At 56.7% G+C, this 20046-nt stretch carries 8 protein-coding genes and 10 pseudogenes; 12 read left to right on the top strand and 6 right to left on the bottom strand.

Going from position 1 to position 20046, the window contains the following annotated elements:
• The coding region (locus ASF32_RS16430) for a hypothetical protein (protein ID WP_156467852.1) at positions 1-1394 on the bottom strand (1394 nt) is incomplete at its 3' end.
• Between the two features lie 561 nt (positions 1395-1955).
• On the opposite strand from ASF32_RS16430, the pseudogene ASF32_RS25470 reads away from it, so the two are divergent.
• A pseudogene (locus tag ASF32_RS25470) lies at positions 1956-2042 on the top strand (IS5/IS1182 family transposase); the annotation flags it as partial.
• A gap of 69 nt (positions 2043-2111) precedes the next feature.
• Here the strand turns inward: ASF32_RS25470 and ASF32_RS16420 are convergent.
• A pseudogene (locus tag ASF32_RS16420) lies at positions 2112-3130 on the bottom strand (IS110 family transposase).
• A 75-nt stretch (positions 3131-3205) separates the two neighbouring features.
• On the opposite strand from ASF32_RS16420, the pseudogene ASF32_RS16415 reads away from it, so the two are divergent.
• A pseudogene (locus ASF32_RS16415) lies at positions 3206-3655 on the top strand (transposase); the annotation flags it as partial.
• 273 nt (positions 3656-3928) lie between these two features.
• On the opposite strand, the pseudogene ASF32_RS16410 reads toward ASF32_RS16415, so the two are convergent.
• Positions 3929-4750 (bottom strand): annotated as a pseudogene (locus ASF32_RS16410) (IS110 family transposase); the annotation flags it as partial.
• An 871-nt stretch (positions 4751-5621) separates the two neighbouring features.
• Between ASF32_RS16410 and ASF32_RS26975 the strand changes: the two are divergent.
• Positions 5622-6326, top strand: coding sequence for a CatB-related O-acetyltransferase (locus ASF32_RS26975; RefSeq protein WP_156467851.1), 705 nt, complete (start codon positions 5622-5624; stop codon positions 6324-6326).
• Between the two features lie 475 nt (positions 6327-6801).
• On the opposite strand, the pseudogene ASF32_RS24700 reads toward ASF32_RS26975, so the two are convergent.
• A pseudogene (locus tag ASF32_RS24700) lies at positions 6802-8348 on the bottom strand (ISL3 family transposase).
• A gap of 185 nt (positions 8349-8533) precedes the next feature.
• On the opposite strand from ASF32_RS24700, the gene ASF32_RS16395 reads away from it, so the two are divergent.
• Complete coding sequence (locus ASF32_RS16395) at positions 8534-8848, top strand: hypothetical protein (protein ID WP_056430621.1); 315 nt, start codon at positions 8534-8536, stop codon at positions 8846-8848.
• Between the two features lie 237 nt (positions 8849-9085).
• Here the strand turns inward: ASF32_RS16395 and ASF32_RS16390 are convergent.
• Positions 9086-10242 (bottom strand): annotated as a pseudogene (locus ASF32_RS16390) (IS3 family transposase).
• A 650-nt stretch (positions 10243-10892) separates the two neighbouring features.
• On the opposite strand from ASF32_RS16390, the gene ASF32_RS24695 reads away from it, so the two are divergent.
• From ASF32_RS24695 to ASF32_RS16375, 4 genes and pseudogenes are all read left to right on the top strand, one after another.
• Positions 10893-13778, top strand: a complete 2886-nt coding sequence (locus ASF32_RS24695; RefSeq protein ID WP_082470315.1) for a hypothetical protein — start codon at positions 10893-10895, stop codon at positions 13776-13778.
• A gap of 32 nt (positions 13779-13810) precedes the next feature.
• Positions 13811-14830: a KpsF/GutQ family sugar-phosphate isomerase gene (locus ASF32_RS24690; RefSeq protein WP_082490452.1), complete on the top strand. Its 1020-nt coding sequence runs from the start codon at positions 13811-13813 to the stop codon at positions 14828-14830.
• Between the two features lie 61 nt (positions 14831-14891).
• Positions 14892-15632: a 3-deoxy-manno-octulosonate cytidylyltransferase gene (locus tag ASF32_RS24685; protein WP_082470311.1), complete on the top strand. Its 741-nt coding sequence runs from the start codon at positions 14892-14894 to the stop codon at positions 15630-15632.
• A gap of 208 nt (positions 15633-15840) precedes the next feature.
• Positions 15841-16179 (top strand): annotated as a pseudogene (locus tag ASF32_RS16375) (IS630 family transposase); the annotation flags it as partial.
• Positions 16180-16436: 257 nt separating this feature from the next.
• Here ASF32_RS16375 and ASF32_RS16370 read toward each other — a convergent pair.
• Positions 16437-17480: an IS110 family transposase gene (locus ASF32_RS16370; RefSeq protein WP_056430612.1), complete on the bottom strand. Its 1044-nt coding sequence runs from the start codon at positions 17478-17480 to the stop codon at positions 16437-16439.
• 80 nt (positions 17481-17560) lie between these two features.
• On the opposite strand from ASF32_RS16370, the pseudogene ASF32_RS16365 reads away from it, so the two are divergent.
• The 4 genes and pseudogenes from ASF32_RS16365 to ASF32_RS25465 all read left to right on the top strand — a co-directional run.
• Positions 17561-17997 (top strand): annotated as a pseudogene (locus tag ASF32_RS16365) (IS5 family transposase); the annotation flags it as partial.
• A 74-nt stretch (positions 17998-18071) separates the two neighbouring features.
• Entirely contained in the window at positions 18072-18623 is a 552-nt protein-coding gene (locus ASF32_RS16360) for an IS110 family transposase (protein WP_056430609.1), read from the top strand.
• Positions 18557-19021, top strand: a pseudogene (locus ASF32_RS24680) (integrase core domain-containing protein); the annotation flags it as partial. The gene ASF32_RS16360 and the pseudogene ASF32_RS24680, both read left to right, overlap by 67 nt.
• A 137-nt stretch (positions 19022-19158) precedes the next feature.
• Positions 19159-19949, top strand: a pseudogene (locus ASF32_RS25465) (IS3 family transposase); the annotation flags it as partial.
• Positions 19950-20046: the final 97 nt, after the last annotated feature.

Below are 20046 nucleotides of genomic sequence, written 5' to 3'. Positions count from 1 at the left end.
AGCGGAAGCGACACGCCGCCCTTGCGGTGCAGATCGATGGCGTAGCCGTAGACCGCGCCGTGGTCGACATAGCCTTCTGCGGTGAAGTGCTGCTTATCTGCGAACGGACCGACGTACTTAGGTCCGACGAGGATGATCTTGCCGGGGTTCTCCAAAGCCGCCTCGAACTGCGCGACCGGGACGTTGCTGGTCACGAGGTTCGACCCGGTCCAGGAGTTCATCTGGCACAGGTACATCGGCACGGACTCGGTCGTGCCCTTGATRGCCTGGACGCGAGCCTCGAACCGCCTCTGGATGTCTACCAGCGCACCCTTGTAGAAGGCGACCGARCTGGACGGAGATGCGTTGCTCTCGCCCTGGACGAAGCTGAGTGCCACTTCATGCTGGAGCGCAAACAGCTGCGCCAGCTTCCAGGATTGGACCACGGCAGCAACCGCGTTCTCGAACAGCACGCCGCCTTCGAGGAACTTGGCTACCGCAAGGCCACCCACGCCGTGGGCGCTCTCAAGCACCGCCACGTCGCTCGGGAGCGAGCCGGGGCGGGTCAGGTACTCGCCCTCGCTCGACATGAAGGTTTCGCTGTACCGTTCGCGGCAGTCGATCAGGCTGTCGATGTTGGCGGGCGGCACCGGGACGTTCGGAACACCGTCCTTGAGCCACAGGCTGTTGTGATCCGAGCCGTAGGTCAGCACGCCCGCGTTGAAGCTCAGAACCCGACCAGGACGCACCGAGCTCGTGGTGTAGAGCGGCTTGCCGGAGTTGCCGACACTGAGCGACTGTCCAAGGCCGGCACGGTGGAAAATTTTGGTCGTCGAGGGGTGATGGCTCGATGATCCGTAGAGTTTTGTCCCGTCACGGGAGAAGATGCCAGTCGCGGTAACTCGATCGTATTCTACAGACGCGTTGCGAATTTCGGCCAGTATCACGTCGGCGCTCGTAGTGAGACGAACGCGAACGCCGTCCTTGTCGAAAGCGTAGGCATCGCCATTGATGATAGCCGCACGCCAATCGCGATCGAGCACAACACCTACCTTTGCAACCCCATCCTCGTCGATCCTCGACAACTGGATCGCAGTATTGGTGACGGGGTCGAGATCGGTCGTAACCAAATCCTTCGACCCGAAGTAATAGATCCGGTCATCCACGTTGTCGCGAAGATCCTCGATGCTCGCTCTGATCGGGTCGAGCGGGTCAATCGGGCCGAGGATCGTCTTTCCGTCGGCGTCAGTCTGCCGCAAGATTTGGGCGGGAGACGCACCAGACACTTGATGATCCTTATATCCAAATAAGTAGATCGCCTCCTGGGTTGCACCGACTGCAGCGGCAACAACCTGATATAAATTGACCTCCTTCGCGACCCTATCGGCAGCCGACGGCACTCCCTGAACGAGCATGGGATAGTCCTCAAATTTTGCTGGGTTCAAAGGAAGGGCGAGCGTCGATAGGTTGCAAGGGCTTAGATCCGTCAGCGTGTCGCCGGGAAGCGCGTCCTTATTAAGGCTCGATCTCTTCCATCTCGGTTACAGTAACCCTCCTTAACGGGCGCTTCATCGAGGATTTGGATGGCGTGCATCCCCCGGTATTGCTCGGGAAGAAGCTCGCCCTCGGTCAAAGTCTCGACCTTGATGACGCGCGCAGGTTGGCATACCTCATTGATGATGGCGTAGATTTTGGGAAATCCGTTCACGTCTCTCATGGCACAAGCCCCGTTCCTTCGTTCGCAATGATGATCGGCCTAGGGAACGGCGCCAATCTCGGCGGTCCTGCCGATTGCGAGCGCGATCAGCATGCCGAGGGATTGGCCGACTAGATCGGCGGTCTGCTCGATACAGTACGAGGCGCGGAACACGGTCGCCCCGCCGACGCCCCAGCACACAACCAGGTTCGATCACTCGCTCGCAAAGAGCAGGCAGGCCCGGAGCGGGATCGAATAGCGGCGGTGATTGCTGTAATCGATGAAAGAATGGCGTGCCATCGCCACTCGCTATGAGAAGACCGCCGTCAGTTTCATGGGCGTCCTCTGCCTCGCCGCAGCCATCGACTCGCTTATCTTCCTCTCACCGCTCGCAGACATCGGAAGGCCGACGAACGCTTCGCCGACCAAGCTCGGTTCAGACGGTTACCACCGCCGGCTCGTAGACGCGTTCGTGCCGCAGCAGCGCCCAAACGGTCCGGGCCATCTTGGCCGCCTGCGCCACGACGGCAGTGTTGGCGTGCGCCCGCGCCAGCAGGCCCCGTAGCCACTGGCCGATCCGTGTATCGCTTTTGCCCAAAGCCGGCATTGCCGCTCGTGCGCCCTGGATCAGCATCTTACGCAACTACATGCTGCCGCGCTTGGTGATCCCGAGGATGCGTGGTCGTCCGCCTGTCGTCATCTGACGCGGAACGAGGCCGAGCCAGGCCGCCAGATGGCGAAGGTCGCCACATCACCGATCGCCACGACCAGCGTCGTCGCGTTGAGTGCACCGATGCCCGGGATGGTGGTGAGCCGACGCGCGCTTTCGTCGGTCCGGCCCTGTTCGGCAAACTCCGTGTCGAGTGCTGCGATGCGCGCGTCGAGGAACTGCCAGCGTTCTCGGACGTCCGCCACAAGCATGCGCTTGCGTGGCGTGATATCCAAGTCGCTGTAGGAATCGAGCAAGTCGTTCAGGCATGCCGCGAGCTTGGCGCGTCCCTGCGGGACGACGTGGCCACGCTTCAGCAGGATGGCACGGATCTGATTCATCATGGCTGTGCGTTCGCCGACGAGTTGCTCGCGCACCCAGTGCAAGGTCTGCATGTCGAGCTGTGCCTCTGACTTGAGCGCGACGAACCGCATGGTCGGACGGGTGGCTGCCTCCGCGATCGCCTCGGCGTCGCGGTCGTCAGTCTTCTGGGCTTTGACGTAAGGCCGCACATACTCGGGCGACATCAGTCGGACGGTGTGGCCTTGAGTAGCGAGCGCCCGGCCCATGTGATGCGCGCCGCAACACGCCTCCATGGCAACGATGCAGGACGGCAGCTTCGCACCGAAGGCGAGCACCGTATCTCGCCGCATCCGACGACGCAGGACGACCCGACCGGTCGCATCCTGCCCGACCACACCGCAGCCGTTCGTACCCAGATCGATCCCAAGTATCGCGATGGTTATTGTTCTGTTCCGTCCCTCATATGAGCCGAACTACAAACGTAGCAGCGAAGCACGGTGAGGGGCGGGCCATCCATAAAAGGGGTTGTCCACGCGTCCAAGCACGAGTGGCCGGATGTGAGAGCCGCACGTAAGAACTGGTTCGAGCGCCAACCCGACCTTGATCCGGATCGCCTGGTCTTCCTCGACGAAACAGCCGCCACGACCAAGATGGCCCGCCGCTACGGTCGCGCTTCTCGTGGCCCGCGCTGCGGGATCGCCGTGCCTCACGGACATGACAAGACCACCACCATCACCGCCGCTCTGCGTGCCACGAGCCTGATCGCCAAGACCGTCCTCGATGGAGCGACCAATGGCGTACGCGCCCAAACCTACGTCACCCTCACCCTGACTCCAATACTCAGGCCCGGTGACACCGTCATCCTCGACAATCTGCACGCCCACAAGGTTGCCGGGGGGCGCGAAGCCATTGAGGCGGTCGGCGTATGGGTTCTCTATTTCCCGCCCTACTCGCCCGACTTCAATCCGTGTATGGATGGCTCCTGTAGGTCAAGGATGTTGGATTGGTCGGGGTGAACTGATCGGCTGCGGCCACGTATATGGAGTCTGATGCGCAGCAGGATCGCTGCGCCCCGTGATGAGGTCCGTTTGGAGAACAGATCCCGCTAAATCGAGCGAGCTCAAAGCGCCTCAGATTAATCGGGGTGTCCTGATTCTTCCTCTACCTTTGTTTGCCATCACCTCACGTCGCCTTGACCGTTCATTCAACTGTTCAGGCGGGAGTCGCTTGCCGCTGGTAGCTCATCCGTCCCTGAGGACAGCAAAGATCGTTCTTGCCATGCGACGCGCCAACGCGATGGCGACGACTTTCATCTTCTTTCGGGCCAGCATGTCTGACAGCCAGCTGTGTTTCGGGCCGCACCTGGATCTCACTATGATCTGCGACATGGCGCCCAAATAAAGCGGCCGCCGAATATACCGGTTGCCCATCTTCGAGATCCGCCTCATCCTTTGTTTGCCGCCGGTTGTATGCGGCTTGGGGGTCAGGCCGAGCCAGACGGCATAGTCCCTCGCGCAGTCTAATGTGCCGACGCCTGGGATCGTAGCCAGACGCTGGCATGTCTCGTATTGGGCGTGGGTCGCTTCGATCTCGCACGTCAACTGCTCGGTCCACGTGTTGGTGTTGACCAGCTGCTCGAAGAGCAGGCTGACGGGCGATAGGGCCACTTCTGGCAGTTGGAGGAGTTGCGTCCTGAGCCGATCGACATTCTGCGCGCCCTTGGCTGCGATGACGCCGAACTCCGTGATGTGAGCGCGGATTGCGTTCCCGATCTGCGTGCGCTGGCGGACCAGAAGATCGCGCGCGCGGTTAAGAACCAGTACGGAAGAGCAGGCTTGACTCTTCGCTGCGGCAAGCAGCATGGAGGGACGCCTGACCGCTTCAAAGATGGCGGCCGCGTCGGCTGCGTTCGTCTTCCCGCACTTCACATAGGGCTTTACGTAAGACGGCGGCATCAGCTGAATATCATGCCCCGGTCCCTGAAACCTGTGCGCCCAGTCGTGAGCTCCTCCACAAGCTTCCATGTTAAGGATTCGCGGCTGCTTCTCGAAAAATGCGAGCAGCAGGCGCCAAAACTAACTAACCACTGCTAGAAACAATGACGAAAATACAACTCGAAGTGGAAAAGTTTTCATTAATTCTCTTGAAATTTGAGTCCGTCTGAATTTTGCTCTAGGTTTCCTATGCTTCGGTTGAGGTCGCCGTTCCTTCCAGGTCAACTCCCTTCGTCTCGTGTCTTAACGTCATCGGCAGTGGCATTTATCGCTAGTCGCAATAAGCCGCAAAACTACCTTCGCTCGCCGATATTGTGTATTCTGCCCCAGATTAGCCCGGGACGTCCAACGTCATTCTTGAGGTGAAGGTTTTTAAAGCAATGCTTTGGAGTTCACAGGAACGCTTCGCTCTATATGGTGCAAAAAGATCATGGTGATTAGTAAGTGACTGGTGAGTATACCGTCAATCTTGTCATAAATGGATATCATGCGCGGCAGCTATGTGACAAGGAGATTGTTCTGGTGCAACCACATATTGAACGAGAGCGACAAGTATTTTCATATTCTTCTATGGCTCGTATATACCGTAGACTTGATTTGTATGCGTTCGGCAGTGGAGCAGGGACCGACAGCTTAAGAGATTTAGCACAGCTTGAACGTACGTTACAAGAGTCGTGCGCCGGTTGAGGTGCTGGGCTTCTGGCTCTGCGGATTAGCTGATCACAGATTGGCCTACCGAGCCTAGAACGATCCAACTAAACCGTCAGACAGCCTTTCTATTGAGCTAGGGCCGATTCCAGAAAAGAACCATCTATCCAGACAACTTGGCTAAAAAATCCTAAGCGAAAAGTGGTGTAGATTTAGTTTGTATCTGTACATAGTACCGATCAACATCAGGTCTATACTATTCGCTATTGAAATATTCGAAGGATCCCGCGCTGTGACGTCACCTCTTTTTCTGATTGATTCTCGTAAAGTCAGATCATGTGTTAAAGCAGAAAGTCCATGTGCCGCATTCAATGTGGTATTTAAAGACGAGTGCTCAATTGGCGCATTTAGTTATATTGGCTTGGGTTCAACCATTCAATGCACTTATATTGGGAGGTACTGTTCTATTGCTCCAGGTGTAAATATAGGTCCTTCGGAGCATAATATCAGTAATTTTTCTACGCACCCTTTTGCATCCGGGGCTGCTGGTCCGCTTTATAGATCATCTGAGTTTCTCAAGATCAAGGCATCTATCAATCGCCCAGCTCCACCACGTCCTGCGACTGTAATTGGGAACGACGTTTGGATAGGTGCAAATGTCGTCATTCGCAGGGGAGTTGTTGTTGGAACTGGTGCTGTTATCGGTGCTGGTTCGGTTGTTGTTCGAGATGTCATGCCATATGAGGTGGTCGGGGGAGTGCCAGCTAGGCATATACGCTATCGCTTCGATGCAATTGTCATAGAAGAGCTTCTTGCCAGTCAGTGGTGGCTCTATGACTTAACAAGTCTTGGTCCTGATCCGGTTGACTATGCTGACGTGCAAGGAGTGTTAAATCGTCTCAAAATTTTATCAGACTCCGGAAATCTAAAAGTTCTAAATCCGATAAAGCAAACAATAGGATCACGGATGGATGTCACCGCGGGTAAAGAGATCTAGCCAGAATATTATAAATCTTAACCAAGTACTGGGGTCATGATGACGGACTCACGTTTGCCGCGATGCAAACGGCGGCAAGTTAGTCGGTGACAAGGCGGCCGTATCGTGCGGTGGTGCCATGAACATTCATGATGCGACCGAACATGCGCACGGTGGCGGTTCATCGCATGTAGAGGGTGGGCCAGAAGCAAGGCGCCCGGCGCCGATGGAAATCCCTGGACGAATGCTGGGGACAGCTCCGGCCCGCTGGACCTACGGCCGATGGCGTCGCTATTGGTAGTGTTTGTTAGCGACCGGAACCCCACAGCAGGGCGAGCGCTTCACTACTGGGGCTTCTTAATTGCGGGAAGAACCCCCGTCCGCGGCATCGCGAGTAGGCGATCGGACAGCGGAACATGTATGTTCACCCGCACTTCTGGTGCCGACGGGCGATTGAGGGGTGATGGGTAGGGCTGCGCCGGCTCCCGGCCGTTGATCACGCCGCATGGAGCACCCGCTGCTGCAGGAGGTCGAAGGCGGCACGACCGTAAATCTGCCGCTTGATCAGCTTAAGGCGGTTGACCTGACCTTCGACCAGCCCATTGCTCCAGGGCTGGGTGATCGCTGCTCATACGGCGTCCAGATCCTGGCGCAGGCCGGCGGCGAAGCCGCGCAATCCCGGTGCTGCCGGCGCGTCGAGCCAGGGGTCCAGCCCTGCCGGATCATCCTGCCGCAGCAGATCGGTGAAGGCTCGCACGTGGCCGGCCGCGATCCGAACCTCTGGAGCCGTTTCACACAGCGCAATGATGAAGGCGTGCTCGTCGGGGTTGAGCCGGGTCGGATCGCTCGCCAGCAGGCGCGTGGTCCGACGCGTCGAAGGCGCAAAACGGACGGTAGGGTAATCCGGCCCGCTCTCTCGTTGTCGCGCTACCCAGCGTCGAACGATGTCGTAGCCGCCCTCGAAGCCCCGAGCCTGGAGTTCCCGATGGAATGCGGCGCTGCTTCGGAGCCCCTCCTGCCAACGTACATCGGCAAAGCTACGATGGTGGTCGAGCAGGCTCTGTCCCGGCGCTCGTCGATTCGGGACGAACGTACCGGCGCGCAGGTAGCTGCGCCTGGTGTTGCGGGCCAGTCCGGTCCCACGCGCGATCTGCAGGATCGGCAGACCCTGTGCCTGAAGATGCAGGACGTCGTTGAAGCGCTTACGGCGGTTCTCGCTTCGTTGCGACAGCGGCGGCGTTTGGATGGGCACGGGTGAGACGATCCCGAGAGAAGACCGTTGTCCGGCAGCCTCCTGGATCTGCGTCTGGTGACGCGCGACGACGGACAGGAGGACCTCAGAGGCGTTGACCAGCAAGTGCCGGCGGTCGGCGACCTGAATGGCGGCGGGTGCACCACTGCGGGCGGCCTCGGCGTAGGGGCCCGCCGGGGCCCGGCTGACGACGGTAATGCCGGGATGCGCGGCGAGCCAGTCTCTCACCGGAGCTGACGAGCGGCTCGGCAGTAGGGCCAGAACGCGACAGCGTTCCAGATCGCAGACGATGGTGCCGTAGCGTCGCCCGTGCCGCCAAGCCCAGTCGTCGATGCCCACCACCCGCGAAACCCGGTAGGCCCGCGGCGGATCAGGCGCAGGACGGTGTCGCCGCTCACCGGCATGGACAGCCGCCGCGACAGCCGGGCTCCGGCCTCGCCGCCCAGCATCATGCCGATCTCGGTCTGTGCCTCGGCCAGACGCGTGGTCTGGCGCGCCTTGAATCCCATCAGCCCTGGGATGCGCTCGACGAAGATCCGACCCGGGCAATGGCTGCACCGGAATCGGCGCACCTCAACGCGCCACGTGACGGCACGGTCCTGCCGCGGCAGGTCTTGGAGCGTTCGCCAGTAGCGGCTGTGGACCCGCGAAGACCTTTGGCCACAACCCGGACAGACGCCCTGCGCAGCGGTGGTCCGGGCAAGAAGCAACAGTCCGGACGGCTCGAGCGTCAGTTCATCGATGTGCAACCCATCGGGCACTGTCGGTAGAGACGGGTTCGAGATCGGCATCCGACGCCTCCTCGGTCATGGTAAGGAGCAACGCTCAAACGCGAATTCTGAATCCGTCAGCACCAAAAGTGCGCATGAACCGGAAAAAGAACCCGTCTGACGGGCTAATCGGCGTCCAATCGGGACCCACGCCTGACAGTTCACATAATGCTCCCATCCCGCCAGGGACAGGGAGCCAGCCGGGGATGTTGATCGTGGAGACCATCGCAAAACTCCGACGGCTGTTTCGCAACCAACACAAGAGCATCCGCGAGATCTGGCGGGAGCTGCACCTGTCACGAAAGGTCGTGTGCAAGGCGCTGCGCTCAGAGAAGACCGCCTTCTCCTACAAGCGTCAGCATCAGCCACGGTTGCAGCTCGGCGTCCCTCTCGCTTGTCTTGATGTCCTGCTCGCCGAAGAACTCGCCAAGCCTAAGAGGGAGCACCTGAGCTACGTGCGCCTGTTCGAGGAGCTGCGCGAGGAGAGTTATGCCGGCGGCTACGATGCCGTGCGCCGCTAAGCCCAGCGGTTCTTCGCCAAGCAAGCCGCCACGGCTCAGGGCGTGTTCGTGCCGATCGCCTTCGCTCCCGGCGAGGCCTAGGCGGTGTGGACGGATTAGTGACGGCGGGCTTTCCGAGCGGGCGGATCGATGATTCATAGAGTGTCGGTTTTGGGGAGGCTTGCCCAAGCTGTCACTGTCCGAGAACTTGCATAGGTCGTGGACCACAAACGGGGTCAACTCCAGACCGACGATGCACTAACTTCGAACCTGGGCCACCGAATGGGGGCAGGCCATGGCGGCCATGGGCAACCGGAAGGCCAGATCCGGGAAGGTGACAGGCGCGGGCGGCCGGTAGCCCAAGGACGAATGAGGTCGAACGCCGTTGTAGGTATTCTGCCAGATCCCAATCACGATCTGTGCCTCCTCGAGAGAATAGAAGATCTTTTGGCGTAGGCACTCATCGTTCAGCTTGCCATTGAAGTGCTCACAATAGCCATTCTCCCACTGCTATCCTGGTGCAATATACTGGATCTGCGGGCCGGTTTTGGCGACCCATTTCCGCAAAGCCTTCGAGATCATCTCAGGGCCGTTGTCGCAGCGGATGTTGTCGGGGATGCCATGCAGGCACATCTCATCGGCCAGCGCCTCGATCACACCCAGACTGTTGCTGCGCCTCGCGGCCTTTAGCGCGAGGCAGGTGCGACTTTGCTCGTCGATCAGCGTCAGGATACATAGGCTTCGCCCGTCATGGGTCTGGCCCAGCACAAAGTCGAAGCTCCAGACGTGATTGCGATGGAGAGGCCGCAGCCGTACGCAGGAGCCATCGTTCAACCAGAGACGGCTGCGTGGTCGATGCTTTTGCGGGACCCTCAGCCCCTCACGACGCCAGATCCGCTGAACCCGGTCCTTGCCCACCCGCCATCCAGCTGTCTGCAGCAGCGGGGTGACGCGGCGGTAGCCGTAGCGTCCGTACTCGGACGCCAGGGCGATGATGGCGCGGGTCAGCGCATCCTCGTCAGCCGGTACCGTGGGCATGTAGCGTTGCGTGCCCCGGTGCTGGCCGACGATCCGACAGGCGTGGCGCTCCGAAAGGTAGTACTTCTCCTGGATCGCATCGACTGCCTGCCGGCGCCGCTCCGGGGCTATAAGTTTTGCTGACGCTGGCCTTCGGCTCCCGCGGCGACGTCCGCCAGCACCTGCTTCTCCAGGGACACGTCAGCCACGAGCCGGCGCAATCGAGCGTTCTCGCGCTCCAGATCCCTCATCCGACGGGCCTGGTCGATCTGCAGGCCACCGTACTCCTTGCGCCAGCGATAGTAACTTTGCTCAGAGATCTCCGCCTCCCGGCAAGCTATCGCCAAACTCTTACCCTGCGCCGTCTACACCTCAATCTGGCGCAGCTTCAGCACCACCTGCTCCGCACCCGTCTTTTGACCTTGCTACATGTCCAGCTCCTTCAGTCCTGGCTGATCCTCTCAATCAGCCCGGTCCAAAACCAGCCGGTCAGGTCACGACTATGGGTACCAGTTCAAACAATTGCGCGTTGTCTCCATTATTCTTCCTGCATGGGAGTAGAAAACGCGTCACAGGGAAATTCAATCAAATAGCGATATCTCAGACGTCGAGAAAGCAAATTCCATTTGCAAACTACTGAAGCCGCAATTTTCTAGTATAATGAATGGGCTGATGCCGGGGCAATCCTTACGGTATACCGTTGTCTACTGGGTCAGCCAAAATTTAATAGACGCCATTCATCTCACTTGCGAAGACAATGAAAGATTGATCTATAGAAAAATAGCCATGGAAAACTGATGTCGCTGCACGATGCTAATAAAATAAGGCTTTTGCCAACCTTAAAGCTCACTACATGAGAAAGTTGCCATGTTCCTCATCGCATGATAGGAGAAAAGTTACCAATTTCGCTTCGATGGAGCGTAGCATGGTCCACCGTCGTGCGCTGTACGAATAAGCATTCTGTGGATTAGGGCAAAGTTGATTAAGCACCTGTTCTTGAATAAATAAAAACAGGTAAATACAATCAAAGTATCCCGCAAGGAAAAAAATGACAATTTATAAAAACAACACTGCGAACGGCAAGAAGAACGGTTTGTTGCTAAAAACAAATAAAGATTATTTAAACAGATTTGCAGTTGTTGAGACCGAGCGTTCATATACAAAACGCCCTCCGCCTAGTGGCTTGATAGAGCCCCCAGGCGCAATAAGCGTTTGGGAAACTCCCGATTGGTTCAACTCAAATCAGCCGGTCATTCCACATAAGAATTTCTACGGATACGTACCCTGGATCAAGGAACACGGGGATGCGTTGATAGCGCTCATTGAAAAGAAAGCAACATCACCAATTTTACCGATTTCTTTTATTAAAGATCAGTCTGTCGATACCCAAAGGCGGAGCGCCATGCGTTACGCAGTCGATTCTCCGGAACAGCTGCGCCACCTACTTTTTTCCAGGCTTACCCCCCTGGTTGGCAGATTGAGGGCTATGATCTTTAGCTTCGATTGGCATCCGTTTATGCGTATAATTTCTCAAGCATGCAAAGACCTAGATATACCACGAATCTTGATACCTCACGAGTCGGTTTTTGCAAAAAGAGACATGTATTATGTTGACGCAACATCCGGCATTGATCGCCCCGACGCAGACATAGTACTGGGATGGGGCAAGCTGCAAAAAGACATATTTGTCAGCAGGGGATACCCACAAGAACGAATCATCTTGCTTGGGGCACCAAAGTTTGACGTATACTGTAATGGTACAAAGCCGAGCCTAACAAGAACTCAATTCTGCCGGATTTTTAATCTAGATCCGAGTAAGCCAATAATTCTGTTTCCGGCCCAACCCCTTGATAGCCAATTTGATGTGAATGTCGCTCGTGATAGCCAGCGTACGATAATGAAAGATCTCTGTAATATATGTTCGAAACATAATTGGCAGCTGATAATACGATCTCCACCGTCAAGGGCGTCTGATGTAATTGGAAAACAGCTTCGAGAGAAAATTCAAAATGAATCATTTGTTCGAATTGATCAATCTGGGTTTTATCGGGTAACGCCATTCGAGGCACTCAACCATTGCGACGCTCACATTTCGGTAAATAGTACAATGTTGTTCGAGGCTTTACTGCTTGGTAAACCATCCATCTCCGCGAGATACATTGATTTCGAGTCATTTTGGCAAAACACCAGCATTGAGTTTGCACACAGTGAGGCGGAGCTCGAGAAATTATTGATAAATTATATCAGTAAATCTCATATGCCGACACGCGATCTGACGTGGGCAAATGAATATCTTGCCCCTGGCGCGTTCGATGGAGGCGCTGCCGGTCGGATAGGAAAGCAGCTGGATGATATTTTTATCGGTAAATACCCATTGTCCAGTTACGATTCAGACAAAGAATACGTTATGTGTCGCCAGAAGTCTGGCGGTAATATAGCTATAAGCAATTATGGTATCAACTCCTCACAGCATCGTTTTATTAAAAAATTATTAGATGCAGACAATGTCGGTGAGCCACGCAACGCTTCTCAGGCCATGAATTATGATCATTTTTTTAAGTGGAATCCCGACCCTAAGTATGACGTGCCGAATTTCAGCGTTCACTTTGCGGCAATTGGAAAACGTCCTATCTATATTGAAAAGGGCTTCATAGGTTTCTATGGCTACGACGACATAAGCGCCCCCCCCCTTTCCGTCTTTGTCGATGATATGGGGCCGCTTAATGGACATCAAAATATAAATCGTTTACATAGTATTTTAAATTCGGATTATGAACTAACTTCATCCGAAACAGATCTAGTAAAGCAATTCATAAAGGTCATTGTTTCAAACAAATTTTCAAGCGACTTGGGGGCGATTCAACTCGACCTCAATCACCTTAGAACGCGAGATCGCGGCATACTACTGGTATATAAAGGGGAAAGCACTGATACTGAGGAAAGTCGCAGTACGCGGTTTGAGCACTTTCTGGAAATGGTTTATAATGCGTGTCGTAATGAAAAAGATGCTGATATCCTTATCTCATTTTCGCCGGGGGTAACGGATGACGCTAGTACTGACACGGTTTATAGCTCTATTAAATGGCTCCTGCGACTGCAAGACAATATCAAGATAGTCCCGCATCGTACAAACTCCTATTCGATGTTTGAGGTTGTTGATGAGGTATGGACACTTTCTTCGATTATTGGCTTCGAGGCCTTGCTTGCTGACAAAGTCGTTCGCTGCTTTAGTCCTACCTTTTATTCAGGCCGGTCACTTACAATCGACGAACCCGTATTACCCCATCACCCGACGGAACGAACGGTGTATGAAATATTTTACGCCGCATATGTGATGCAGAGTAGGTATTTTAATCCATCGACTGGCAAAAAATGCTCGTTGCCTGACTTTTTGGACTATCTTGTCGATCTTAGGGAAGGTACCACTGAATTATTTGGCTCTTCCTTCGTTTCGGAGTGCGTGTGGACGGCAGATATAAGAGGGTTAAGTCATCTTAGTAGCGATATTTATCGAGATGAGGCTGGTGATATTTTTGTACCGCCCAGCAAAACTGGGCATATAATTTTCGGTCCATATCTGAAGATTGGGTACGGAAGTTTCACGTTAGGTTATATTCTGGACTTTAGCACTAATTCCGACTTGAACTCTGAAACAGATGAAGTTGATAGTCTCATCCGCGCAAAGTCTAACCCTGAAGCGCACCAACCTGAAGTTGAGTTGGTCTGCGACATCGTTAGTGATGGATCAACGATGGAACTCGCGGTTGCAAGACACTCAAGCGTCGATGTTTCTGACGGTCGTCTAAATGCCAAACTCTCATTCAAGATTCCGGAAGGTGCAGAGGAAGGAAAGGATGTAATTGAGTTTAGGATTTCCGTTGTTAGGGGAGCAGCGTTCAAGGTGAAATCCGTTGTTATAGCAAAACTTCGCTAGCAATTTCTGACACGATTTTGAGGATGCGGTAGATGGACCAGTATGACCAGACGCCAACTAAAGTTAAGCCTGTTTCTGGATCTTTAAACGACATGTTCGTTGAGTCGGCGATTCGAACGATTGAAACAGAAGCTAATGGTTTGATCGAGTTGGCATCGAAGTTGAGGGGGGATCTTAGCTCAAATTTTGCTTTAGCAGTGTCCGCCATTGCCCGTGCCCGCGGGAGAATAATCATAAGTGGTATGGGTAAAAGTGGGCACGTCGGCCGAAAAATTGCGGCAACATTTGCCTCCACGGGTACGCCTTCATTCTTCGTTCATCCCGGCGAAGCAAGCCATGGCGATCTAGGAATGGTCACGTCCGAGGACGTTGTCGTGGCGATTTCTTGGTCAGGGGAGACCTCTGAACTGAGAGATATAGTGCAGTACACTCGTCGATTTAATGTGCCATTGATTGCTATAACATCCCGTCTTGACAGCTCCCTTGGACGAGAGGCGGATATTCCGCTTATTTTACCGCGCTCGGCAGAAGCCTGTCCGCACAATCTTGCTCCAACGACTTCAACAACGATGCAGATTGCTATCGGTGACGCACTAGCGGTTGCGTTGCTTGAAAGCCGTAGTTTTACACCTAAGGATTTCCGTCGTTTCCATCCAGGAGGCAAGCTTGGCGCGGTACTGACTTTTGTTCGCGAAGCAATGCACTCTGGTAGTAGCGTTCCCATCGTATCGTTATCCACATTAATGTCAGAAGCTTTGATTATCATGTCAGCTAAAAGTTTTGGCTGTGTTGGAGTCACTGATAGTATGGGCGTACTCGTGGGGGTTGTGACGGACGGGGACCTTCGAAGGCATATGTGTTTGGGCCTGACGAGTATGCGAGCCGATGAAGTAATGAGTCATGCTCCAAGCGTAGTCGGCCCTGATGATCTCGCGGCATTCGCGCTAAGTGAGATTCAGAGAAAAGCCGTGACTGCATTATTTGTTGTCGACGGGGGCAAGCCGGTTGGAATAGTCCATATTCACGATTTGATTAAACTTGGTATAGTCTAGCTGGTTGACTTAATTTTTGATTTTATAATTACAGGCATAGTAATATGCAAAGGAGGATGCCTTGAAGTCGCTGGTTCTAATTCCCGCCCGCCTCGGAGCATCGAGGTTGCCGGAAAAACCGCTCGCTGATATTCACGGTAGACCCATGATTCTTCATGTTTGGATGCGCGCGGTAGCGGCACAAGTTGGCCCTGTAGTTGTTGCAACAGATTCTGTAATAGTTCGGGATGTGATTGTATCTGCTGGGGGGCAGGCTATTATGACTGATACTAATCACTCTTCTGGGTCAGATCGCATCTATGAAGCTCTGACATTAGTTGACCCCCAAGAAACGTTTGACGTGATAGTCAATCTTCAGGGTGATTTGCCAACCATTGATCCTCAGATTCTGCCGGCAAGTCTTCTTCCGCTCAAAGACCCAGCCGTCGACATTGCAACTCTCGTTGCAGAAATATCGTCAGAGGAAGAACTAACATCGCCTAACGTGGTGAAGATGATTGGAACTGAAACCGTGCCAGGCCAGTTCAGGTGCATTTATTTTACGCGTGCAACTGCACCGACGGGCGTTGGTCCTTTATACCATCATATCGGGCTTTATGCTTATCGGCGCTCTGCGCTGAAACGTTTCGTTCAGTTACCACCGTCTAAACTTGAAGTTCGTGAAAAGCTTGAGCAACTTCGCGCAATAGAAGCTGGTATGCGTATTGATGCTGTTAAGGTCGATTGCGTGCCACTCGGAGTTGATACAGTCCATGATTTAGAGAGAGCCCGTATTATCCTTTCGCCTCCTGATTACCGTTAATGTGATACTTGGCAGTGGATATATTTTATTACGATGGTCTTGGCCTGTACCCTAAAAAGTGATCCTCCCTGAGGTATGATGGTGTGGGCCGTCCCTGCTTGCGGCAGCGCTGATCTAGAGCGTTTTCGGTTTGCGCTGAATCGATGGGGTGGGGTTCACGAAGAGGTCACGGGCTGATTCACTGATCGCTCTGGAGGAGGAGCGATAGATGGGACGACCCTACAGCCAGGATCTGCGCGAGCGAGTGGTGGAAGCCGCTGCAACGACCTCCCGCCGGCAGACGGCCGCGCGGTTTGGGGTCGGCATCGGGACCTCGATCCGCTGGATGGCCGCGCTCACGATGACCGGGACGGTGGCCGCTCGTCCGCAAGGGCGGGCACGCCGCTCGAAGCTCGATCCACACGAGGCGTTCCTGCGCGGACTGATCGACGGACAAGTCGACATCACCCTGGAGGAGATGCGCGCCCGCCTGCGGGACGAGCACGATCTGACTGTCGGGCTCGGCACCTTGTGGAGCTCCCTCGACGCACGTGATCTCACCTACAAAAACGTATGGCCGGCCCCATCTGCAAGCGGCATGTGCGAGGTGATCTGACCGGTCTGCGCCAACGTATCCGGTCTCGGGGGCGTGCCCCGTCCTAGATGGAGTTCCGCAGACCCCGGTCCTCATAAAAGACACGGCGTCGAGCGCCATATTTTGTGCTAGGATCGCAGGGTGCCGGTTCAGTCGTAAGGCCATCTCGCTTCCATCGCCCGCAGACATCGTCGATCGCCGGGCCGGGCCGTCCTGGCGATTGATCTCGTTTAGGCCGCCACAGGCTGGCTGACCCTGGCCGCGTAGCCCTCGCCGGAGCGGAGTACCGCCCAGGCGATCCTGGCCAACTTGCCAGCGAGCGCCACGACGATCTTGTTCTTGTGAGCACGGCCGACGAGGCCACGCAGCCACCCGCCGATCAGGGTCTGGTCTGCCGAGAGCGACGGCAGAGCCGCCCGCGCCCCGTGGATCAGGAGCGTGCGCAGGTAAGTGTTGCCCCGCTTCGTGATGCCGTGGAGCCTTGGTTTGCCGCCGGTCGTCGCTTGCCGCGGTACCAAGCCCAGCCAAGCCGCGAGATCACGACCGGATCGGAATGTCTCGCCCGTGCCGATTGCGGCAACCAATGCGGTCGCGTTCAGCGCCCCGAACCCTGGAATGCTGACGAGGCGCCGCGCGGCTTGGTCCTCGCGGGCCCTGGCTACGAACTCGGTCGTCAGCGCAGCAATACGCCGATCCAGCTCGCCCCCTTCCAGGCGCATGTCTTCGATGAGGAGACGAGTGCGCGGACTTAAGGTCGAGGGTGGCTCGATTGCGGGATCAAGCATCTCCGTTAGGAACCTCTGAAGCTGCTGACGGCCCTTTGCGACTACAATACCCCGTTCCAGGAGCACGGCGCGCAGCTGGTTGATCAATGCCGTCCGCTGTTCAACTAGGCGCGTCCGGGCACGATGAAGGATCTGCGCGTCCAGCTGCGCCTCGCTCTTCAACTCGACGAAGCGCATTGTCGCCCGGGTCGCGGCCTCTGCCATCGCTTCCGCATCCCGCTCGTAGTTCTTCTGCGCTTTGACATAGGGCTGGACGTACTCTGGCGACATGAGCCGGACCTCGTGGCCCTGCTCCCGCAGGACGTGGCCAAGGTGGTGAGCACCGCAGCACGCCTCCATCGCCATCGTGCAAGCCGGCAGTTTGGCGCCCAGCCGAACAACGCCGTCTCGCGTGAGTCTCCGCCGAAGGACGACACGGCCCGTCTCGTCGAAACCCGCGACGCTGCAGCTGTTCTTACCGAGATCGATACCCAACACGGTGATCGCCACCGTTCTCTCCTCTGCTCAGACCACGTCAGCTTAGCGCCGACGCCGAAGGAGGGGCGGGCCATCCCATAAACGACGATCGATCCGGTTGCATGGGTCGCTCGCGCGGCGGCCTGCCACCAAGATCCATGCCCTGGTGGATGCCGAGGGCCGCCCCACCGCTCTCAAGCTGACCGAGGGGCAGGCCCATGATGGTCGCTCCTCGGACGATATGCTCAGCATGCTCGGTCCGGGTCAGACCCTGCTCGGCGACCGGGCCTACGACAGCGACGAACGCCGAGACTGTCTGGCCAAACAAGGGGCCTGGGCCAATGTCCGGCCGATGCCCAACCGCAAGAACGTCCCCGCCTTCAGCTCATTCTTGTACCGCTACCGCAACCTCGTCGAACGATTCTTCAACAAGATCAAGCACTTCAGAGCAGTAGCCACCCGCTACGACAAGGACCCGGCCAACTATCTCGCAAGCGTCAAACTCGCAGCCGTCCGCATCTGGCTCCGATCTTATGAGTCTACGACCTAGTCGGAATGGATACCCGCGGTGGTGCCCATTTCTGGGCCCGTGAGATTGCAAGGCTTGGCCATTAGGTGCGCCTCATGCCGCTGAGCTACGTCAAAGTTTATGTGAAGCGTGGCAAGATCGATGCTGGCGATGCGGAAGTCATCTGCGGAGCGGATAGCCGTCCAACGACGCGCTTCGTACAGGTGAAGACGGCCGAGCAGCAGGCCGTTGCCATGGGGCTGAAGACACGAGACCTGCTCGTGCGCCAGCGGAACCAAGCAGTGAACGCGTTGCGGGCTCATTTGTCGAAGCTGAGTATCGTGAGCGGGACGGTGCTCGGCCGGTTTGTAGGTCTGATGGAGATCGTCAGAGCCCCGGGAGATGTGCGGCTTCCGGTCATTGCACGGCAGGTGCTTATGGATCTGGCCGATCACATTGAAGTATTGAACGATCGCCTTCACCGCTTGGACCGTGAGATCGTGGCTCAGTCACGAGAGGACGCGGATCTCCGAAGGCTAACGGCGGTTCTTGGTATCGGACCCATCTCGGCAGCGTCGCTGAAGGCCTTGGTTCCCGACCCGACCAGGTCTGGTCGTATGACTTCGCGGAGCACCGGACGCACGACGGGCGCAAGTACCGGATGCTGAACGTGTTCGACGAGTTCAGCCGTGAGTGCCTGGCCATCCGGGTCGCTCGCAAGCTGAAGGTGCAGGATGCGATCGACGTGCTTTCGGACCTATTCAGCCTGCGCGGTGTGCCCGGTCATATCCGCTCGGACAACGGGCCGGAGTTCATTGCCAAGGCCGTACAGGACTGGATCGCGGCGGTTGGACCGACGACTGCCTACATCGAGCTGGGCAGTCCCTGGGAGAACGGCTATTGTGAGAGCTTCAACGCGAAGCTGCGGGACGAACTCCTCAACGGCGAGGTGTTCTACACCCTCAAGGAGGCCAGCGTCGTAATCGAGCAATGGCGGCGGCACTACAACAGCATCCGACCGCACTCGTCGCTCGGCTATCACCCGCCTGCGCCGGAGGTCGTCATTTGGCCAACGGAACCGAGCAGCTCAGCGCCGCTCGCTCAACCCGCCATCGTCACGCGACCTGACCCTGACCCATCAAACTGGTCCGCGCTGCGTGCAAGTTTTTCGGGCATCCTGAACCTTGAAGGAGGGTGGATGCCATGCCTCGCAAACGCTTCACGAACGAACAGATCGCCTTCGCCCTGCGGCAGACGGAGAATGGCGCCACGGTGGACGAGGTCTGCCGGAAGATGGGTGTGTCCGAGCCGACGTTCTACCGCTGGAAGAAGCAGTTCGTCGGCATGGGCGTGCCTGAGATCCGACGGCTCAAGCAGCTGGAGGACGAGAACAGCAAGCTCAAACGACTGGTGGCCGACCTGACGCTGGACCGCTCCATGCTGCAGGACGTGCTCAAGCGAAAGTGGTGAGGCCCGCCGCTCGCCGCGAGGTCGCCGGTCACCTGCAGGTGGCTTACGGCATCAGCGAGCGTCGGGCCTGTCTGGCCACCAGCTTCGGTCGTTCGTCGCAGCGCTATAGGAAGCGGTCGGACCCACAGGTCGCGCTGCGTATGCGGCTGAAGGAGTTGGCTGCCGCGCGGGTGCGCTATGGCTATCGGCGGCTGCACATCCTGTTGCGACGGGAGGGCTGGGCCGTGAACCACAAGCGCACCTACCGGATCTACCGGGATGAGGGGCTGTCGATCCGGTCCAAGCTGCCCAAGCGCAAGCGAGCTTGGCGCTACCGTCAGGGGCGACCGGCGATCGGTGGACCCAATGAGGTCTGGGCGATGGACTTCATGTCCGACCGCCTCTTCGACGGACGTCCGTTCCGGATCCTGACCGTCGTCGATTGCCACACGCGAGAGGCGCTCTCGCTCACCCCGAGAGCCAACTTCCGCGCCTACCAGGTGACCGAGGCCCTGGACGCCTTGGTCCGACTGCGAGGTCGACCTGTGTTTCGGCGTGCAACTTTGACCCCGTGAGGCGGGGGATCGGCGTCCAATTCTGACCCCCTAACCTCGTTCTCGCAGACTGCTCTCCGGTACGACC

The sequence above is a fragment of the Methylobacterium sp. Leaf91 genome, assembly GCF_001422815.1.
In the GTDB taxonomy this organism is placed as follows: domain Bacteria; phylum Pseudomonadota; class Alphaproteobacteria; order Rhizobiales; family Beijerinckiaceae; genus Methylobacterium.
Note: the sequence above shows the minus strand (reverse complement) of the source record. Positions and strands in the feature narration are given on the sequence as shown.

Excerpts from the sequence above, each read along its gene's own strand:
- ASF32_RS16395 (WP_056430621.1), top strand. The coding sequence starts at position 8,534 with ATGTTGATCGTGGAGACCATCGCAAAACTCCGACGGCTGTTTCGCAAC.
- ASF32_RS24695 (WP_082470315.1), top strand. The coding sequence starts at position 10,893 with ATGACAATTTATAAAAACAACACTGCGAACGGCAAGAAGAACGGTTTG.
- ASF32_RS24690 (WP_082490452.1), top strand. The coding sequence starts at position 13,811 with ATGGACCAGTATGACCAGACGCCAACTAAAGTTAAGCCTGTTTCTGGA.
- ASF32_RS16360 (WP_056430609.1), top strand. The coding sequence starts at position 18,072 with ATGCCGCTGAGCTACGTCAAAGTTTATGTGAAGCGTGGCAAGATCGAT.